12 protein-coding genes are annotated in these 16,240 nt (G+C 72.3%); 9 read left to right on the top strand and 3 right to left on the bottom strand.

All coding sequences use genetic code 11. The annotated features are described in order from the left end of the window. The first annotated feature begins 98 nt into the window (after positions 1-98). Positions 99-764, top strand: a complete 666-nt coding sequence (locus MZC64_RS10370) for a DNA-binding response regulator (RefSeq protein WP_247763223.1) — start codon at positions 99-101, stop codon at positions 762-764. Here MZC64_RS10370 and MZC64_RS10365 read toward each other — a convergent pair. After that, on the bottom strand, positions 748-2,034 hold the full coding sequence (locus tag MZC64_RS10365; RefSeq protein ID WP_282105001.1) for a beta-ketoacyl synthase: 1,287 nt from the start codon (positions 2,032-2,034) through the stop codon (positions 748-750). The genes MZC64_RS10370 and MZC64_RS10365 overlap by 17 nt on opposite strands. A 192-nt stretch (positions 2,035-2,226) precedes the next feature. Between MZC64_RS10365 and MZC64_RS10360 the strand changes: the two genes are divergently transcribed. Both MZC64_RS10360 and MZC64_RS10355 read left to right on the top strand, forming a co-directional pair. Next, a complete protein-coding gene (locus MZC64_RS10360) occupies positions 2,227-3,939 on the top strand; it encodes a fatty acyl-AMP ligase (RefSeq protein ID WP_247763222.1) in 1,713 nt (570 codons plus the stop codon). Positions 3,940-3,947: 8 nt separating this feature from the next. Then, positions 3,948-5,648, top strand: coding sequence for a fatty acyl-AMP ligase (locus MZC64_RS10355; protein WP_247763221.1), 1,701 nt, complete (start codon positions 3,948-3,950; stop codon positions 5,646-5,648). A gap of 59 nt (positions 5,649-5,707) precedes the next feature. Here MZC64_RS10355 and MZC64_RS10350 read toward each other — a convergent pair whose 3' ends face one another. Then, entirely contained in the window at positions 5,708-6,490 is a 783-nt protein-coding gene (locus tag MZC64_RS10350) for a polysaccharide lyase (RefSeq protein ID WP_247763220.1), read from the bottom strand. Between the two features lie 259 nt (positions 6,491-6,749). Then, positions 6,750-7,307 carry a phosphoribosyltransferase gene (locus MZC64_RS10345; protein WP_247763219.1) on the bottom strand — a complete coding sequence of 186 codons (558 nt, stop codon included), beginning with the start codon at positions 7,305-7,307 and terminating at the stop codon, positions 6,750-6,752. A 252-nt stretch (positions 7,308-7,559) separates the two neighbouring features. On the opposite strand from MZC64_RS10345, the gene MZC64_RS10340 reads away from it, so the two are divergent. The 6 genes from MZC64_RS10340 (at position 7,560) to MZC64_RS10315 (ending at position 16,232) form a co-directional block, all read left to right on the top strand. Beyond that, complete coding sequence (locus MZC64_RS10340) at positions 7,560-9,605, top strand: hydantoinase/oxoprolinase family protein (RefSeq protein WP_247763218.1); 2,046 nt, start codon at positions 7,560-7,562, stop codon at positions 9,603-9,605. Continuing rightward, complete coding sequence (locus MZC64_RS10335; RefSeq protein ID WP_247763217.1) at positions 9,602-11,263, top strand: hydantoinase B/oxoprolinase family protein; 1,662 nt, start codon at positions 9,602-9,604, stop codon at positions 11,261-11,263. The genes MZC64_RS10340 and MZC64_RS10335 overlap by 4 nt, the downstream gene beginning before the upstream one ends. A gap of 66 nt (positions 11,264-11,329) precedes the next feature. Beyond that, a complete protein-coding gene (locus tag MZC64_RS10330) occupies positions 11,330-12,661 on the top strand; it encodes a hypothetical protein (RefSeq protein ID WP_247763216.1) in 1,332 nt (443 codons plus the stop codon). Continuing rightward, positions 12,658-13,749 (top strand): DUF917 domain-containing protein, encoded by a 1,092-nt coding sequence (locus tag MZC64_RS10325; protein WP_247763215.1) that lies wholly within the window; start codon positions 12,658-12,660, stop codon positions 13,747-13,749. Before MZC64_RS10330 ends, MZC64_RS10325 begins: the two co-directional genes overlap by 4 nt. Then, a complete protein-coding gene (locus MZC64_RS10320; RefSeq protein WP_247763214.1) occupies positions 13,746-15,227 on the top strand; it encodes a CdaR family transcriptional regulator in 1,482 nt (493 codons plus the stop codon). Before MZC64_RS10325 ends, MZC64_RS10320 begins: the two co-directional genes overlap by 4 nt. Positions 15,228-15,518: 291 nt before the next feature. Next, positions 15,519-16,232 (top strand): leucine-rich repeat domain-containing protein, encoded by a 714-nt coding sequence (locus tag MZC64_RS10315; protein ID WP_247763213.1) that lies wholly within the window; start codon positions 15,519-15,521, stop codon positions 16,230-16,232. Positions 16,233-16,240 lie beyond the last annotated feature (8 nt).

Raw genomic sequence — 16,240 nt, 5'->3', positions numbered from 1 at the left:
CCCGGCGAAGTGTATCGGGAATTCGGCCACCCGGGAGTCGCCGCCGAATGGAGCAATGACGTTTGCGCACGGCTCGAATGCTGACAGGAGAAAAGCACATGGAAACACAGACTTCATTACCGGCGATTTCCGGAAACATCCGGCGGGTGGTGCTCGTCGACGACGAGGACGTGGTGCGCCGCGGGTTCGGGCACGTGCTGGGCGCGACCGCGGACCTGGCCGTGGTGGCCGAATGCCGGGCCGACGCCGCCGCGTTGCGCCTGCTCGGCCGCTGCCGGCCGGAGGTGGTGCTGGTGGACGCCGAACCGGAGTTCCTGCACGCGGTGGCCGAGGCCGCCGGCGCCGCCGGGATCATCGCGCTGGGCCGCTCCGAGGAACACCTGTTCCGCCTGTTCGCCGCCGGGGCCAGGGGTTTCCTGCGCAAGAGCGTCGGACTGGCCGAGCTGGTCTACGCGGTGCGCGCGGTCGGCGACGGCCAGAGCTTCGTCTCCCCCTCGGTCACCCAGCTGGTGCTGGACCACCTCGATCTCCCGGCGCACGGCCAGGACTACCTGGCATTGAGCACGCTGAGCCCGCGGGAGACCGAGGTGCTGCGGGCACTGGCCGACGGCCGGTCCAACCGGGAGATCGGCGCGGAGCTGTACCTGGCCGCGGCCACGGTGAAAACGCACGTCTCCCGCATCCTGCGCAAACTCGGCCTGGCCAACCGGATGCAGGCCGCGCTGCTGGCGCACCGGCTCGGCCTGGTCAAGCCGCCTTGGTGAAGGCCAGCACCACGTTGTGGCCGCCGAAGCCGAAGGAGTTGGACAGCGCGGCCGGCACCGGGGTGTGCCGGGGCGCGCCGGTGACGATCTCCAGGCCGACCTCGGGATCGGGGTTGTCCAGGTTGCGGGTGGGCGGCACCAGGTCCTCGCGCACGCTGAGCACGGTGCAGATCGCCTCCACCGCACCGGCCCCGCCGATCAGGTGGCCGGTGATCGACTTCGGTGCGGTGACCAGCGGATGGGTCCCCACGGCGGTGCGCACCGCGGCGGCCTCGATCCGGTCGCCGACCTGGGTGCCGGGCGCGTGCGCGTTCACGTGCGTCACGTCCTGCCTGCTCAGCCCGCTGCTGTGCAGGGCCTCCTGGATCGCCCTGATCTGCCCGTCCGGGGCAGGCGCGGTCATGTCGTGCGCGTCCGCGCTCATCCCGGCCCCGGCCAGCCGGGCGTGCCCGCGCCGGCCCCTGGCGCGGGCGAACTCGGCGCGTTCCAGCACCAGCGCGCCCGCGCCCTCACCCATGACGAACCCGTCCCGGCCCAGGTCGAACGGCCGGGACGCGCCGGCCGGATCGTGGTTGCGCCGGGACAGCGCGCCCATCCGGGCGAAGGCCGCGATGGACAACCGGCCCACGCACGCCTCGGTGCCGCCGGCCAGCACCACGTCCGCCCGCCCGGCCCTGATCATCGCCAGGCCCAGCGCGACCGCCTCGGCCCCGGAGGCGCAGGCGCTGGTCGGGGCGTGCGCGCCACCGCGGGCGCCCAGCGCGAGGCTGACCGCGGCGGCGGAACCGTTGGGCATCAACATGGTCACCGCGAACGGCGAGATCCGGTCCGGGCCCCTGGCCGCCACCACCTCGTGCTGGTCCAGCAGGGTCCGGCCGCCGCCGAGGCCGGTGCCCAGCACCACCGCGAACCGCTCCGGGTCCACCTCGGGACGGCCCGCGTCCGCCCATGCCTGCCTGGCCGCGACCAGGGCGAGCTGCTGGCAGCGGTCCAGCCTGCGCAGCTCGATCCGGCCCAGCTCGGCGTCGGGTTCCCGGCGCAGCCGCGCGCCCAGCCGGACCGGGAGGTCGCTGGCCCAGTCCTCGGCCAGCGCGGTCACCGGCGAGCCGCCGTCGAGCAGGCCCTGCCAGGTCTCGGCCACGTCGCCGCCCAGCGGGGTGGTCATGCCCAGCCCGGTGACCAGCACCTCGGGGCCGGCGGCCAGTTCCGGCAGCAGCCGGTGGCCGAGGGAGAACTCGATGAACTCGGAGACGGAACCGCCGTGCGACATCGGGTGCTCCTTCAGGGAAAGCGAATGGCGAGTGACCCCGAAGCTAGTGAATTCCGGCGCGGCCCCGGCAGTGGCCATCGGATTGACCCGGATCGGCCAGTACGCCTATTCCTGGCCAGCCCAGCGACCGATTCCGCGCGATTCCGCCGGGAAATACGGTCGAGGCAGCGACGAACAGAACTGGAGTTGTCCATGACGCTGGTCGAGCTGTGCCGGGCCCAGGCGGCCCGACGAGGCGAACAACGGCAGTTCACCTTCCTCGACGACACCGGATCGCCCGCCCAGACCCTGACCTGCGCCCAACTGGACCTGCGGGCCAGGGCGATCGGCGCGGTGCTGGCCGGGCGGGCGGCGCCGGGCAGCCGCGCGGTGCTGGGCTACCCGCCGGGCCTGGACTTCGTCACCGCGTTCTTCGGCTGCCTCTACGCCGGACTGGTCCCGGTGCCCGCGCCCGCACCGGTGCGCACCCGCGGCGATGCCCGCCACTTGCGACTGCGGGCCATCTTCGAGGACTGTGCCCCCGACTTCTTACTGTCCACAGTGGACGCTCTAGCGCGGGCCGACGCGCTGCTCACCGACACCGCACCAGAGCACCGGCCGAAACCCTTGGCCACCAACGAGATCCCGGACAGCGCGGCCACCGGCTGGCAACCGCCGGCGATCACCGGCGACAGCATCGCCTACCTCCAGTACACCTCCGGCACCACCGGCCGGCCGCGCGGGGTGGTGCTGACCCAGCGCAACGTGCTGCACAACCTGTCCCTGATCACCGCCAACGGCTCCCGCCCCGAGGAGGATCTGGACACACTGCCGCCGGTGGTGTCCTGGCTGCCGGTCTTCCACGACATGGGCCTGGTTTCCGGGGTGCTGCAACCGGTCTACCTCGGCTTCGGCTCGGTGCTGATGTCCTCCCAGTCCTTCGTGGCCGCGCCGGTCCGCTGGCTGCGGGCCATCTCCGAGCACCGGGCGGCGGTCAGCGTGGCGCCGGGTTTCGGCTACGAGGAATGCCTGCGCCGGGTGCCTGCCAGCGCGGCCGAGGGCCTGGACCTCAGCTCCTGGCGGCTGGCGGTGATCGGCGACGAACCGGTGCGGGCCAGCACGATCGAGGAGTTCAGCCGCCGGTTCGCGCCGGCCGGATTCCGGCGCTCGGCCTTCTTCCCCAGCTACGGCATGGCCGAGTCCACCGTGATGGTCAGCGGCGGACCGGTCGAGCCACCGCCGATGATCCGCGGTTTCGACGCGGCCGCGCTGGCCCGCGGGCAGGTCAGGGTGGCTGGGCGGGGCAGGCTGGCCCGGCGGCTGGTCGGCCTCGGCCAGGTGCGCGCCGGACTGGACGTGGCCGTGGTCGACCCGGCCACCCGCGCGCCCTGCCCGCCGGACGTGGTCGGCGAGATCCTGATCTCCGGGCCCAGCATCGGCCAGGGCTACTGGGACACCCGGCGCGCGGCGGCCACCCCGTTCGGCGTCGGCGTGCCCGGCCGGGACGGCAGCACGTTCCTGCGCACCGGCAGCCTCGGTTTCCTGTGGGAGGGCCAGCTCTTCGCCACCTGCCGGGTCGGCGACCTGATCATCGCCGACGGCCGCCAGCACTACCCGTACGACCTGGAGAGCACCGCAGGCCTCGCTCATCCGGCCATCCGCGGCAACCGGTGCTGCGCCTTCGCCACCCCCGAGGGCGTGGTGCTGGTGGCCGAACTCGGCCGGTCCGCGGGCGTGGTCCCGGCCGCGGTGGTCGAGGCGGTGCGGATCGCGATCCGGATCGGGCACGGCCTGGACCTGGCCGCGGTGGTGCCCGCCCCGTTCGGCGCGTTGCCGTACACCACCAGCGCGAAGCTGCGCCGGGCCGAGTGCCGGGCCCGCTACCTGCGCGGCGTGCTGCCCGTAGTCACCTCCGGACCGAAGTGAGGGCCGTGATGCACACCGAGTTCAGCACCCTGGTCGAACTGTGCCGGGACCGGGCGGAGCGCGCGGGCAACCACCGGTTCCGGTTCCGCGCCGACGGCGAGGTGGAGACCGACAGCGTGTCCTTCGCCCAGCTCGACGTGGCCGCGCGGGCGGTCGGCAGGCGGCTGGCCCAGCTGGCCCCGCCCGGCTCCCGGGTGCTGCTGAGCTTCCCGCCCGGAATCGAGTTCCACCTGGCCTTCTTCGGCTGCCTCTACGGCGGGATGATCGCGGTGCCCGCGCCGGAACTGCTGCCGGACCGGCACGCGCTCAAGCTGTCCAAGGTCGAGTCCATCACCTGGAACGCCGCCCCGGCCATCCTGATGTCCACAATGGACAGACTGACCGCGCTGAACGGGTTGCTGCGCCGGGGCGCGCTGGCCGGCCTGACCGCGCTGGCGGTGGACGGCATCGACCTCGACCTGGCCGGGCAGTGGACCCCGCCGCCGACCACCGCCGACTCGGTGGCCTACCTGCAATATTCCTCCGGCTCCACCGGCGATCCCAAGGGCGTGGTGATCCGCCACCGCACCGTGCTGGCCAACCTGAAACTGTTGTGCGACAACACCCGCAGGCCCAGCGAGGACTTCGGCGCGCCCCGGCCGCCAGTGGTCTCCTGGCTGCCACTGCACCACAACATGGGCCTGGTCGGCAGCGTGCTGCTGCCGCTCTACGCCGGGCACGACGCGATCCTGTTGCCGCCGTTGACCTTCGTGCAGCGGCCGAGCACGTGGCTGCGCACCATCTCCGGCCTGGACCGGGCGGACAGTCCGGCGCCGAACTTCGCCTTCGAGCTGTGCACCCGGCGGATCACCGCGGACCAGCGGGCCCAACTGGACCTCAGCGGCTGGGAGGTGGCCCTGGTCGGCGGCGAGGCGGTGCGCACCGAGACCCTGGACGACTTCGCCGAGGCATTCGCCGACTGCGGATTCCGCCGCGAGGCGCTGCTACCGGGCTACGGCCTGGCCGAGTCCACCGTGATGGTCACCGGCGGCCCGGCCGGGCGCGGGCCGGTGCGGCTGCGGGTGGACGCGCTCGCGCTGACCGAGGGCCTGATCCGGCAGGTGGTGCGCGGTGGCCGGGTGCTCACCGCCTGCGGACAGGTGCACCCGGACAGCACGGTGTGCGTGGTGGACCGGGACAGCGGCGCCGAACTCGGTCCGGACCGGGTCGGCGAGATCCTGGTGCGCGGACCGGGCGTGGCCGCCGGGTACCACAACTCCGGTGAGTCCGACGCCTTCACCGCCACCGTGCCCGCCCGGCCCGGCGAGCTGTTCCTGCGCACCGGCGATCTCGGCTTCCGGCACAACGGCCAGCTCTTCGTCACCGGCCGGGCCAAGGAGGTGATCATCATCGCCGGGGCCAACCACTACCCGCAGGACATCGAGGCCACCGTGGCGGCCAGCCACCCGGCCGTGCGCGAGTTCGGCTGCTGTGCCTTCTCGGTGGACGACGGCAGCCGGGAGAACCTGGTGGTGCTGGCCGAGATCGCGCCGGAAGGACCGGTGCCGCCCAACGAGATCGACCTGGCCATCCGGGCCGCGGTGCACGGCGAGCACGGCCTGCGGGCCGGTACCGTGCGGCTGCTCGCCCCCGGCACACTCCCATTCACCGCCAGCGCGAAGATCCAGCGCGCCGAATGCCGCACCCGGTTCCTGGCAGGCACCCTCTAGAACGCCCGGTGGGCGGGCAAGGGACGCGCCGGCCTGGGTAACCGGCGCGTCCCGTCCGCTCAGACCTGCTGGTACGCCTTGAGATCGCGCAGCAGCAGGTGGGTGTCGTTGATGTTGGCCGCGTCGCTGAGCGAGCGATAGATGCCCCACTTGGGCCGCAGCCGGTCGCCCAGCCAAGTGTCCACATTGGACTTGCGCACGTCCAGCACGGTGGCGCCGCCGTTGCGCAGCACCCAGCGCACCGAGCCGTTGCCGTCGCCCACCTTGATCTCCACCTCGGTGTCGATCCACCTGTTCTGCAACGGCGCCAGGTCGGTGTCCCCGACCGTCACGTCGCCCTCCCACACCTTGAACTCGATGGTCGAGCGGGTGCCCTTGCGCCGCAACGACATCACCGTCACCGGCGCGGAACCCAGGCCGGGCATCTTGGTCTGCATGATGTGGGTGAAGCTGGTGGTGGCCTTCAGCGAGCTGGGGATGAACATCGAGTAGGTGAACCGCCAGGTCTGGCCGTTGAACAGGTCGACGTTGGCGCCGCCGCTGCGCATGCCGCGGACCTCGTTGCGCTGCCGGTCGGTGGAGGTGTCCCGGTCCCGCTTGTGCATGTCGAAGCGGTAGGTCTCGCCCGAGGCGTAGATGTGCTTGACGCCGGGGTGCGAGTTCGCCCGGTCGTCCTCCACCCCCTCGAACGCGCCCAGCCCGTCCCGGCTGGGCACCGGCGCCCAGCGCTGCTGCCAGGCCAGTGGCGCGGCCAGCGCGCTGGGACCGGCCAGGGACAGCGCGGCGGCGCCGCCGAACAGGGACAGCGCGGTGCGGCGGCTGACTTCGCGTGCGTTGCTCACGGTCTTCTCCTCAGTTCCGTCGTCAGGGATGGCGGCGGACCCTGAGTAAGCGCTTACATGCTGACGGCACAAGGAAAAGACTGTCAACGATTCACGGTTCTGAACGCACCGCCCGTGGACCCGCACCCCGCTTGTGGGGAGGTCAGCGCGCGTGAGCACGGGACCCACGGACGGTGTGGCGCCGGTGCCAGGAGCTGGGGGTCCCCGGACACCGGGTGCGGCCTGACCCCATTCCCCGTCGGGGCAGACCGCCGTCGGTTCAGCGCATCCTGGTGAGCGAGACCAGGGGAACGCCGGTGGACTCGATGTGCATCCGGCTGCGGCCGTCGGCGTCCTCGGTCAGCGCGGCCACCCCGACCACGTCCGCGGCCTCGTCCCGCAGCACCGAGATGAGGCTGCCGATCGCGTGGCAGTGGGTCAGCGCGGAATCGACGATCAGTACCCGGCGGCCCTGCAGCCTGCCGTAGGTGAAGATCTCCGCACTGCGCCGCCGCGGCACGCCGTGCCGTTCGGTGTCCAGCTTCCAGGCCAGGTGGTACGGCAGGCCGGAGGCCATGGCCACCGCCAGCGTCGGCACGATCCCGCTGGTGTCGAAGCCCAGCAGCACGTCCGGCCGGTCGTGGTGCGGATCGCCCAGCCAGCTCTGCCAGAGCGCGTGGCCCACGGCCAGCAGCCGGGACGGCTCCACCGGGTGGGCCACCCCGTCCAGCTCGTGCACCACCCTGGCCGGTGGCACGTCGGAGGGAAGGTCGAGGCACAAGATCTGGCACGCCTGGAAGTCCACGCCCGGGGCGGGAACCTCCTCCAGGGTCGTCATGGCGGTCCGACCTCCTCCTGCCTCGCACCGAGGCGCCTGCACACCGGTCGAACTGTAGGGACCGGGCGCGAGAGCCGGATTGGGCAGCGAGCACACCTGGGACCAGGCCGACTGTGCGCCGGGCTAGTCATGGGATGTCTGGGCGTGATCAGGGTCTCCTATTCCCGCATATGCAGGCTGCCCTGCCCGCCCGCCCACACCTGGTCCGATTGCACAGCCTGGAAGAACGCGCTCTCACTATGGTTCACCGCCATGGGTCGTCTCCGGGTCTCCATGGACATCGGCGGCACGTTCACCGACGTGGTCGCCTACGACGAGCAGACCGGCGGGTACCGGGTCGGCAAGCGCCCGACCACCCCGGGTGAGCTGGCCACGGGGGTGCTGGACGCGCTGAACACGGTGGTCGATCCGCTGTCCGGGATCGGCTTCCTGGTGCACGGCACCACCCAGGGCCTCAACGCGCTGCTGCAGCGGCGCGGCGTCCGGGTGCTGTTGCTGGCCTCGGCCGGCGCGGCCGACGTCTACCACATCGCGCGCGGTCCCCGGTCCCGGATGTACGACCTGCATTACCGCAAACCCGAGCCGCTGGTGCCGCGCCGGGACATCGTGCCGGTGCCCGGCCGGATCGACCCCGAGGGCGCAGAACTCACCCCATTGGACGAGCAGGCAGTGCGGGCCGCGGCGGCCAGGGTGCGCGCGGAGGGCTTCGGCGCGGTCGCGGTGTCCTTCCTGTTCGGCTACGCCAACCCGGCGCACGAGCTGCGCGCCGGCGAGATCCTGCGCGAAGAACTGGGCGCGGACTTCGCCATCTCGCTCTCGCACCAGAGCGCGAACGAGTGGCGGGAGTACGAGCGCACCTCCTCCGCGGTGGTGGAGGCATACATCGGCCCGGTGGTGCGGGACTACCTCGGCGGCCTCACCCGCGACCTGGCCGCACAGGAGGTGGCCGCGCCGCTGCACGTCATGCAGTCCTCCGGCGGCATCATCTCCGCGCACTCCGCCCGCGAACGCCCGTTGCAGACCCTGCTCTCCGGCCCGGTCGGCGGCACCATGGGCGGGGTCGCGCTGGCCGCGGCGCTGGGCCGGGACAACCTGATCTACGTGGACATGGGCGGCACCTCCTTCGACGTCTCCCTGGTCATCAACGGCCGGCCTGATATCACCCCGGAGATCCGGCTGGATGGCCTGCCGATGTTGCTCAGCGCGGTGGACATCCACACCGTCGGCGCCGGTGGCGGCTCGGTGGCCTGGACCGAGGCCGGCGGCCTGCGGGTCGGCCCGCGCTCGGCCGGGGCCGCGCCCGGACCGGCCTGTTACGGCAACGGCGGCAGCGAACCCACCGTCACCGACGCCAACCTGGTGCTCGGCCGGATCGAACCCGGCTCCTTCGCCGGCGGCGAGCTGACCCTGCGCCCGGAACTGGCCGAGGCCGCGATCACCAAGCTGGGCGCGGAATTCGACCTGGGCACGCCGGAGATGGCCGAGGGCGTGTGCGCGGTGGCGAACGCGACCATGGCGGGCGCGATCCGCACCATCACCGTCTCCCGTGGCATCGAACCCCGCGAGTTCACCCTGGTCGCCTTCGGTGGCGCGGGCCCGATGCACGCGGTGTTCCTGGCCCGCGAGCTGGGCATCGGCGAGGTCGTGGTGCCGCGCTTCCCCGGCGCCTTCTCCGCCTGGGGCATGCTGCAGACCGAGATCCGCCGCGACCTGGTCGAACCGCATTTCCGGCTGGACGCCGACCTGGACGGCGCGGCCATGTCCGCCCGCCTGTCCGCGATGGCCGGCACCGGACTGGCCTGGCTGGCCCAGGAACAGGTCCCGGAGGCGGCCCGGCGCAGCACGCACTCGGCCGATATCCGTTACGCCGCACAGGAATACACCCTCACCGTGCCGCTGCTCAGCGCGACCGAACCCACCGGGCCGGACTTCCTGACCGCCATCGCACAGCGGTTCGCCCAGGTGCACCAGGCCCGCTACGGCCACGCCAACCCCGGCGCGCCGATCGAGTTCGTCGCGCTGCGCACCACCGTGCAGGGCGACCTCGGCCGCGCCGCCCCCGAACAACTCGCCGCGGCGACCGAACCCCTTGGGCCACAACGACAACGGCCTGTCTTCTTCGACGGCGCCTGGCACGACACCCCGATCCTGCACCGCGCCGACCTGGCCGCCGGGCACACGCTGGCCGGTCCGGCGATCGTGCTGGAGGACACCGCGACCACCGTGGTGCCACCGGGATTCACCCTGTCCGTGGACTCGCTCGGCTCGCTCGTGGTGCGCAGGGAGGACCAGCCATGACCGTCGACCCGGTCACCGTGGAGATCATCCGCAACGCCCTGGCGGCGGCCGCGGAGGACATGAACGCCACCCTGATCCGCTCCGCCTACACCCCGGTGATCTACGAGTGCGGGGACTGCGTGGTCGCCCTGCTCGACGACGAGCACCAGGTGCTCGGCCAGTCCGCCGGCTTACCGATCTTCCTGGGCAACCTGGAGATCTGCACCAAGGCCACCGAGGAGCGCTTCGGCCGGGACGCCTGGAAACCCGGCGACGTCTGGATCCTCAACGACTCCTACCTGGCTGGCACCCACCTCAACGACGTCACCCTGTTCGGCCCGGTGTTCGTCGGGGAGGAGCTGGCCGGGTTCACCGCCACCCGCGCGCACTGGATCGACGTCGGCTCCAAGGACCCCGGCGGCTCGATGGACTCGGTGACCATCTTCCAGGAGGGCCTGCGGCTGGGCCCGCAGAAACTGCTCGACGGCGGTGTCCCGGTGCACAACGTCATCGACACCATCACCACCAACGTGCGCTTCCCCTACCCCACCGCCGGCGATCTGCGCGCGATGACCGCGACCATCGAGATGGGTCAGCGCAGGCTGGCCGAGATCGTGGCCCGCTTCGGCCTGGCCACCGTGCGCGCGGCCAGGGACGAGATCTTCGCGCAGACCGAACGCCTCGAACGCGAGGTCATCCGGGCCATCCCGGACGGCGTCTACCGCGCGGAAGGCTTCCTGGACAACGACGGCATCGACCTGACCACCCCGATCCCGGTCCGGCTCACCGTCACCGTCGCGGGCGAGTCCCTGGACTTCGACGTGCGCGATTCCGCCGACCAGACCGTGGGCCCGATCAACTGCGGCGCGGCGCAGACCGTCTCCGCCTGCCGGGTCGGCTACAAGCTGCTGGTCAGCCCGGACGTGCCCGGCAACGGCGGCTCGTTCCGGCCACTGACCGTGCAGGTGCGGCCAGGGTCGGTCTTCGGCGCGCAGGCCCCGGCGGCCTGCCAGTGGTACTTCTCCCACCTGGGCCTGCTCATCGACCTGGTCGCGCGGGCCCTGGCGCCCGCGCTGCCGGACCGGGTGGCCGCGGCCAGCCACGGCGACTCGATGATCGTGATGTACGCGGGCGTGGACCCGCGCACCGGCCGCGAGTACGTCAGCCAGGAGGCCACCGTCGGCGGCTGGGGCGGCTGGCAGGGCAGCGACGGGGAGAGCGCGTTGATCAACAACGTGAACGGCTCGCTGCGGGACATGCCGATCGAGGTGCTGGAGAGCCGGTTCCCACTGCGGATCACCCGGTACGAGATCCGGCCGGACTCCGGCGGCGCGGGTCGCTGGCGCGGCGGCAACGGGGTGCTGCGCGAGTACATCGTGCTCGCCGACTGCACGGTCTCGCTCTGGTTCGAGCGCTCGGTGACTCCGGCCTGGGGATTGTTTGGCGGTAATCCCGCCGAACCTCCGGAGGTGACGATCAATCCGGGTCGCGCCGATGAACAGCGAATGCTGAAATGCAACGGTTTGCATTTACGCGCCGGCGATGTTGTCCGCTGTGTCACCGGTGGTGGCGGCGGATTCGGCGCGGCGCACAAACGCGCGCCGGAAGCGGTCCGGGCGGATGTGCTGGACGGTCACCTGACCGCTGAGCACGCACAAGAGGTGTACGGCGTCCACTGAGGACTTTCCGGCAGACAAGCCGATCCGGCATTCGACAACGCCCGCATTCCGGTGTACTGATCAGGAATGCGCATCGGAGTCCGTCTCGGGGTGAACCGTGCGCACGGTGCGCTGGCCCATGAGGGCCGGGTGCTGGCCACCGCGGCCGACGTGGTGGCGGGCCGCGGCGGGCGCCAGCTCAGCGGACTGCTGAAACAACTCGCCGCCTCCTCGCCGTCCATCGTCGATTCGGTCACCTGGGACGTCTCCGCGTTGTTCGAGCGCGCGCTGCGCCGCACCAGCGGAGTGCAGCCGGTGGGCGCGATCCGGGTGCTGCCGCGCGCGCCCCAGCACCGCGGCCATCCGTTCGAGCTGGTCCGCGCGCTGATCGCGTGGGAGGCCGTGGTCACCGGCGGGCACGACATCTTCGGCGCGGAGATGGCCGCGCTGGACCTGGACGGCGCGCTGAAGCAGGTGGAAACCGCCTACGCCCAAGGCATTCGCACGCTGACGATCACCGCCACCGGCGCCTCCGGCAGCGCCGAGCACGAGCAGGCCATCGCCGGCCGGGTCGCCGAGGAGTTCCCGGACCTGCGGGTCTGCCTCTCGCACGAGGTGGGCGGGCTCGGCCTGGTGGAACGCGAGGCCACCAACGTGGTCAACGCGGCCCTGCTGGACTTCTGCGAGGACCTGGTGGACCGCTGCGAGCGGATCACCGCCACCCTGGACGGCCCGCCGAGCTGCTGGTTCGCCACCGGCGACGGCGGCAGGGTGTCCGCCCGCCGGATGCGCTCGGTCCCGGCCCGCGGCCTGGCCGCCACCGCCGCGGCCGCCCTGCGCGGCGCGGCCCTGCTCTCCGGCCGCGCCGACGGCCCGATTGTGTTGACCGGCCCCAGGGAACTGCTCGTCGGCGAGGTCCGCGCCGGACTGCCCAGGGTCGAGGGCGATCTGCTCGGCGCGCTCGGCGTCCGGCTGGTCGCCCCGCAGGCGGTGCTCAGCACCCGCCCGGCCGCCACCGCCGACGCCGTGGCCGCGCAACTGCGTGAGCAGGAGGGCGCGGGCGCGGTCGGCGTGCTCGACGAAGGTGGCGAGGAGCTTGCCGAGCGCCTGCACCGGAAAACCCGTTCGGTGCTGGACCTGGTGCGCACCCCGGCCGACCTGTGCGCGGTCGGCGCGGCGGTGAGCGAGCCCAGCGCCTGGCTGGACCTGGTGGTCACCGCGGACACCGCCGAGGACCTGCAACGCCGCCAAAGCATGCTGGAACGGCAAGCGCTGTCCCTGGTCGCGGCCAGCGGCGCCCGGCCGGGCCGGGAACGGGTGATCCGCTCGGTGGCCACCTCGCTGGCCTTCCTCGGCCGCGACGCCTACCGGCTCTGGGTCTATGTGGGTAGCCGCCCAGAGCCGGAGCAGCGGGCATGACGATCACCCAGATCACCGCCGAGGACATCCCGGTGCTGCTGGCCGGGGCCCAGTTGCTGTGCTCCTCGGCAGGCTCGATCGCACTGGACGGCTACCGCACCGCGATCGAGGAAGTGTTGCGCCGCAACGGTCCGGTGCCGCTGGTGGCGCTGGACGACCTGCCGCCGGACGCGCTGTGCGTGTCCATCGGCGCACTCGGCGGCTTCGCCCCGATGATCGAACTGCCGCCCAACGGCGACGAAGGCGTGCTCGCGGTCCGCGCGCTGGAGGAACGCCTGGGCCGCAAGGTGGACGCGATCGTCTCGCTCAACTCCGCCGGTCCCAACGCGATCTTCCCGGTCGCCTCGGCCGCCGCGCTCGGCCTGCCGCTGGTCGACTGCGACGGCATGGGCCGGGTGCTGCCACTGATGATCCAGACCACCTACGCGCTGGCCGGCCTGCCGATCGGCCCGCTGGCCGGGGTCGGGCTGGCCGGGGACGTGCTGGTGCTGGACAGCAGTGAGCACCGCTCGGAGTTGTTGCTGCGCGCGGCGATGAAGGCCGCGGGCGGCTGGCTGCTGTGCGCCAGCTACCCGGCCACGGTCGCCGCGCTGCGCCCGGCCGCACTGCGCGGGGCGACCAGCCGCGCGCTGACCGTGGGCCGGATGCTCACCACCGCCGATGACCGCGAGGCGCTGCTGGCCGGGCTGACCCGGATCATGGGCTCGCGAGTGCTGGGCAGCGGCCGGGTGATCGAACTGGGCCACGCCACCCGCACCGTCGGCCCGCGGATCTACCCGTCCGTGCCGACCAGCATCGTGGTCGGCGAGTACGGCAGCGCGGGCAGGCTGATCCGGCTGGAAGGCCACAGCGAACTGCTGCTGGCGGTGATCGACGGCGCGGTCGCCGCGGCCGTGCCCGATGTGCTGTGCCTGCTGGACCGGCACGAGCTGAAGGTGGTCGGCATGGAGACGGTCGGCCTTGGCCACCACGTGGATGTGCTGGTGCTGCCGGTGTCCCCGATGTGGCACACCCCGGCCGGGCTGGCCATGGCCGGTCCGCGCGCCTTCGGTTTCCCGGTCCGGCACCCGCGTGAGGAGGACGCATGAGCCGCAGCCGCCTGCCCGAGCCGTTGAGCGTGGCCGAACTGGTGCATTTCGGCCCGCTGGCCAAGGCCCAGGTCTTCGCCGCGGACGATCTGGACCGCCAGGTCGCCGCGGTCGCGCTGGTCGCCGAACTGGACCAGATCCACCAGTGCGAACCGCATTCCGCGGTGGTCCTGCACGGCGCCGCGGCACTGGGCGCGTGGGCGCTGGAATCCGCGCTGCGGCTGGCCTGGGAACGCAACGCGGCCTGTCTGCTCGCCCCCGCCGAGATCACCGTGACCACCCCGACCGCCCAGCTCGCCGAACGCCTGCGGGTGCCGCTGTTCGTGGTCGCCGACCCGGCCAGGAGCGCACTGGAACTGGCCGCCGCGATCTCCGACACCGAGGCCGCCCGCGCCCGGCTGACCGCCCGCTGCGCGGTCCTCTTCGGCGAACGCGCCACCGCCCGCGACATCGTCGGTGTGATCAACACCGAGGTTCCCGGCGTGATCACCGCCCTGGTCACCGAGGACGGCCACGTGCTGGCAGGCCGCTCCGCCGCCGACCGCTCCCAGGGCAGCCACCGCGTCGAGGTCGCCGTCCCCGGCCCCGACGGCAGGCCCTGGGCCACCCTGGTCGCCCAGCTCGCCGCCTGGTCCCCCTCCTGGGTCGAAACGGTCCGCACCATCCTCCGCCTCGCCAGAGCCCCCCTCGCCGCCACCGTCGGCCGGGCCTGGCTCACCCCCGTTTTCCAAGCAGCCAAAGAAAAACTCCTGCTGCACGCCCTGCTCACCGCCCCCGACACCAGCACCGAACGCCAGGCCCGCGACATCGGCTGGCGCCTGGACGGCGACCACATCGCGGTCTTCCTCAAGCCCTCCGAACGCGTCCCCGGCCCCGCCGAGGTCGCCACCCCCGGTGTCGTGGTCGCCTGGCGCGAATCCTTCGGCGACCTGCCGCTGATCCCCCGCGAGGACGGCTGGCTGAGCTGGTGGACCGCGGTCCCCGGCGGCCCGGCCGAGATCGCCACCCGGGTGCACGACCACCTGGCCGCCGCCGCCCTGCCCATCCCCCTGGTCGCGGGCATCGGCGTGCCCGGCAAGGACCTGCCCGGCCTGACCCGCTCGATCAGCGAGGCCATCCTGGCCGCCGCCGTGGCCAGCCGCCCCGGCGGCAACCCGGTCGAACAGTTCGGCGACCTCGGCCCCCGGGCAGTGCTGGCCTGTCTCCCGGTGGACGACATCGCCGCCGCCGCCAGGGTCGCCCTGGCCGACCTGATCAACGCCCCCGACGCCGAAGTCCTGCTGACCGCCCTCACCGCCCTGCTGGACTGCGCCGGCTCCACCGGCCAGGCCGCCACCCGCCTGGGCGTGCACCGCAACACAGTGCTGGGCCGCCTGGAACGCATCCGCGCCCGCGGCATCGACCTGGACTCCCCAGACCAGCGCCTGGCCCTGCACCTGGCCTGCTACGCCCTGCTCAGCGCCGACACCCCGACATGACGAAGCGCCCCCTGGCGGGAGGCCAAGGGGCGCTGCGGTGGCAACCGAGGGAGTCGAACCCTGTGCGGCTTATGAAGGCGGCACCCATAACCGGCCCAGACCCTTCGGTGGGCGACGGTTGCCTTGCTGTGTTGTCCTGCTGTTCTGCCTTGTACAACGGTGGAGACGCCCCAGGTATTCATCGCTTACGCGGTTTTCCCCGGTGACCTCAGCCACTTCGCGCGAAGAAGCCTACCAACCAGTACGACCCACTCCGACACCGGGTCGAACTTTTCGATCGGACCCCCGCACATGATCCTCAACCTGGGCCACCGCAACCTCACCGCGGTCCCCCAGCTCCCCCCTGCCCTCACCGAGCTGTACCTGCACAACAACGCCCTGGAAACGATCCCCGACACCCTCGGCGACCAGTCCGCCCTGCGCATCCTCGACCTGGGCCACAACCAACTCCGCAGCCTGCCCACCTCCCTGGGCAACCTGACAAACCTGGAGTTCCTCTACGCCAGCGACGGCCACCTGACCGAGGCCCCCGACACCCTGGGCAACCTCACCAACCTCCGCTACCTGAACCTGACGCACCAGCAGCTCACCGAGTTCCCCTCCGCCCTCGGCAACCTGCGAAACCTGGTCGAACTCCGCCTCTACAACAACAAGGCGCGCACCATCCCCGCCACCTTCACCAACCTGCACGCCCTCCGCGAACTCCACCTGGACGACAACACCCTCACCGAACTCCCACCCCTGCCCGGCCTGACCGCCCTGCACACCCTGTCCCTGCGCAACAACGCCCTGACCACCTTCCCCGCCGCCCTGCTGACCCTCCCCCGCCTCCGCCACCTGGACCTGCGCGCCAACGGCATCAAGTCCCTCCCGCACGGCCTCCCCACACCCCCAGCCCTGGAAAAACTCGACCTCCGCTGGAACCCCCTGCAAGCCGAACCACCCTGGATCGCCGCCCTGGAGTCCGGCGGCTGCCTGGTCTACCGCTCCGGCGCCGCCGACTGACCCACACG

Source organism: Crossiella sp. S99.2, assembly GCF_023094165.1.
Classification (GTDB): Bacteria; Actinomycetota; Actinomycetes; order Mycobacteriales; family Pseudonocardiaceae; genus Crossiella.
This window is presented reverse-complemented; position numbering and strand designations above follow the sequence as displayed.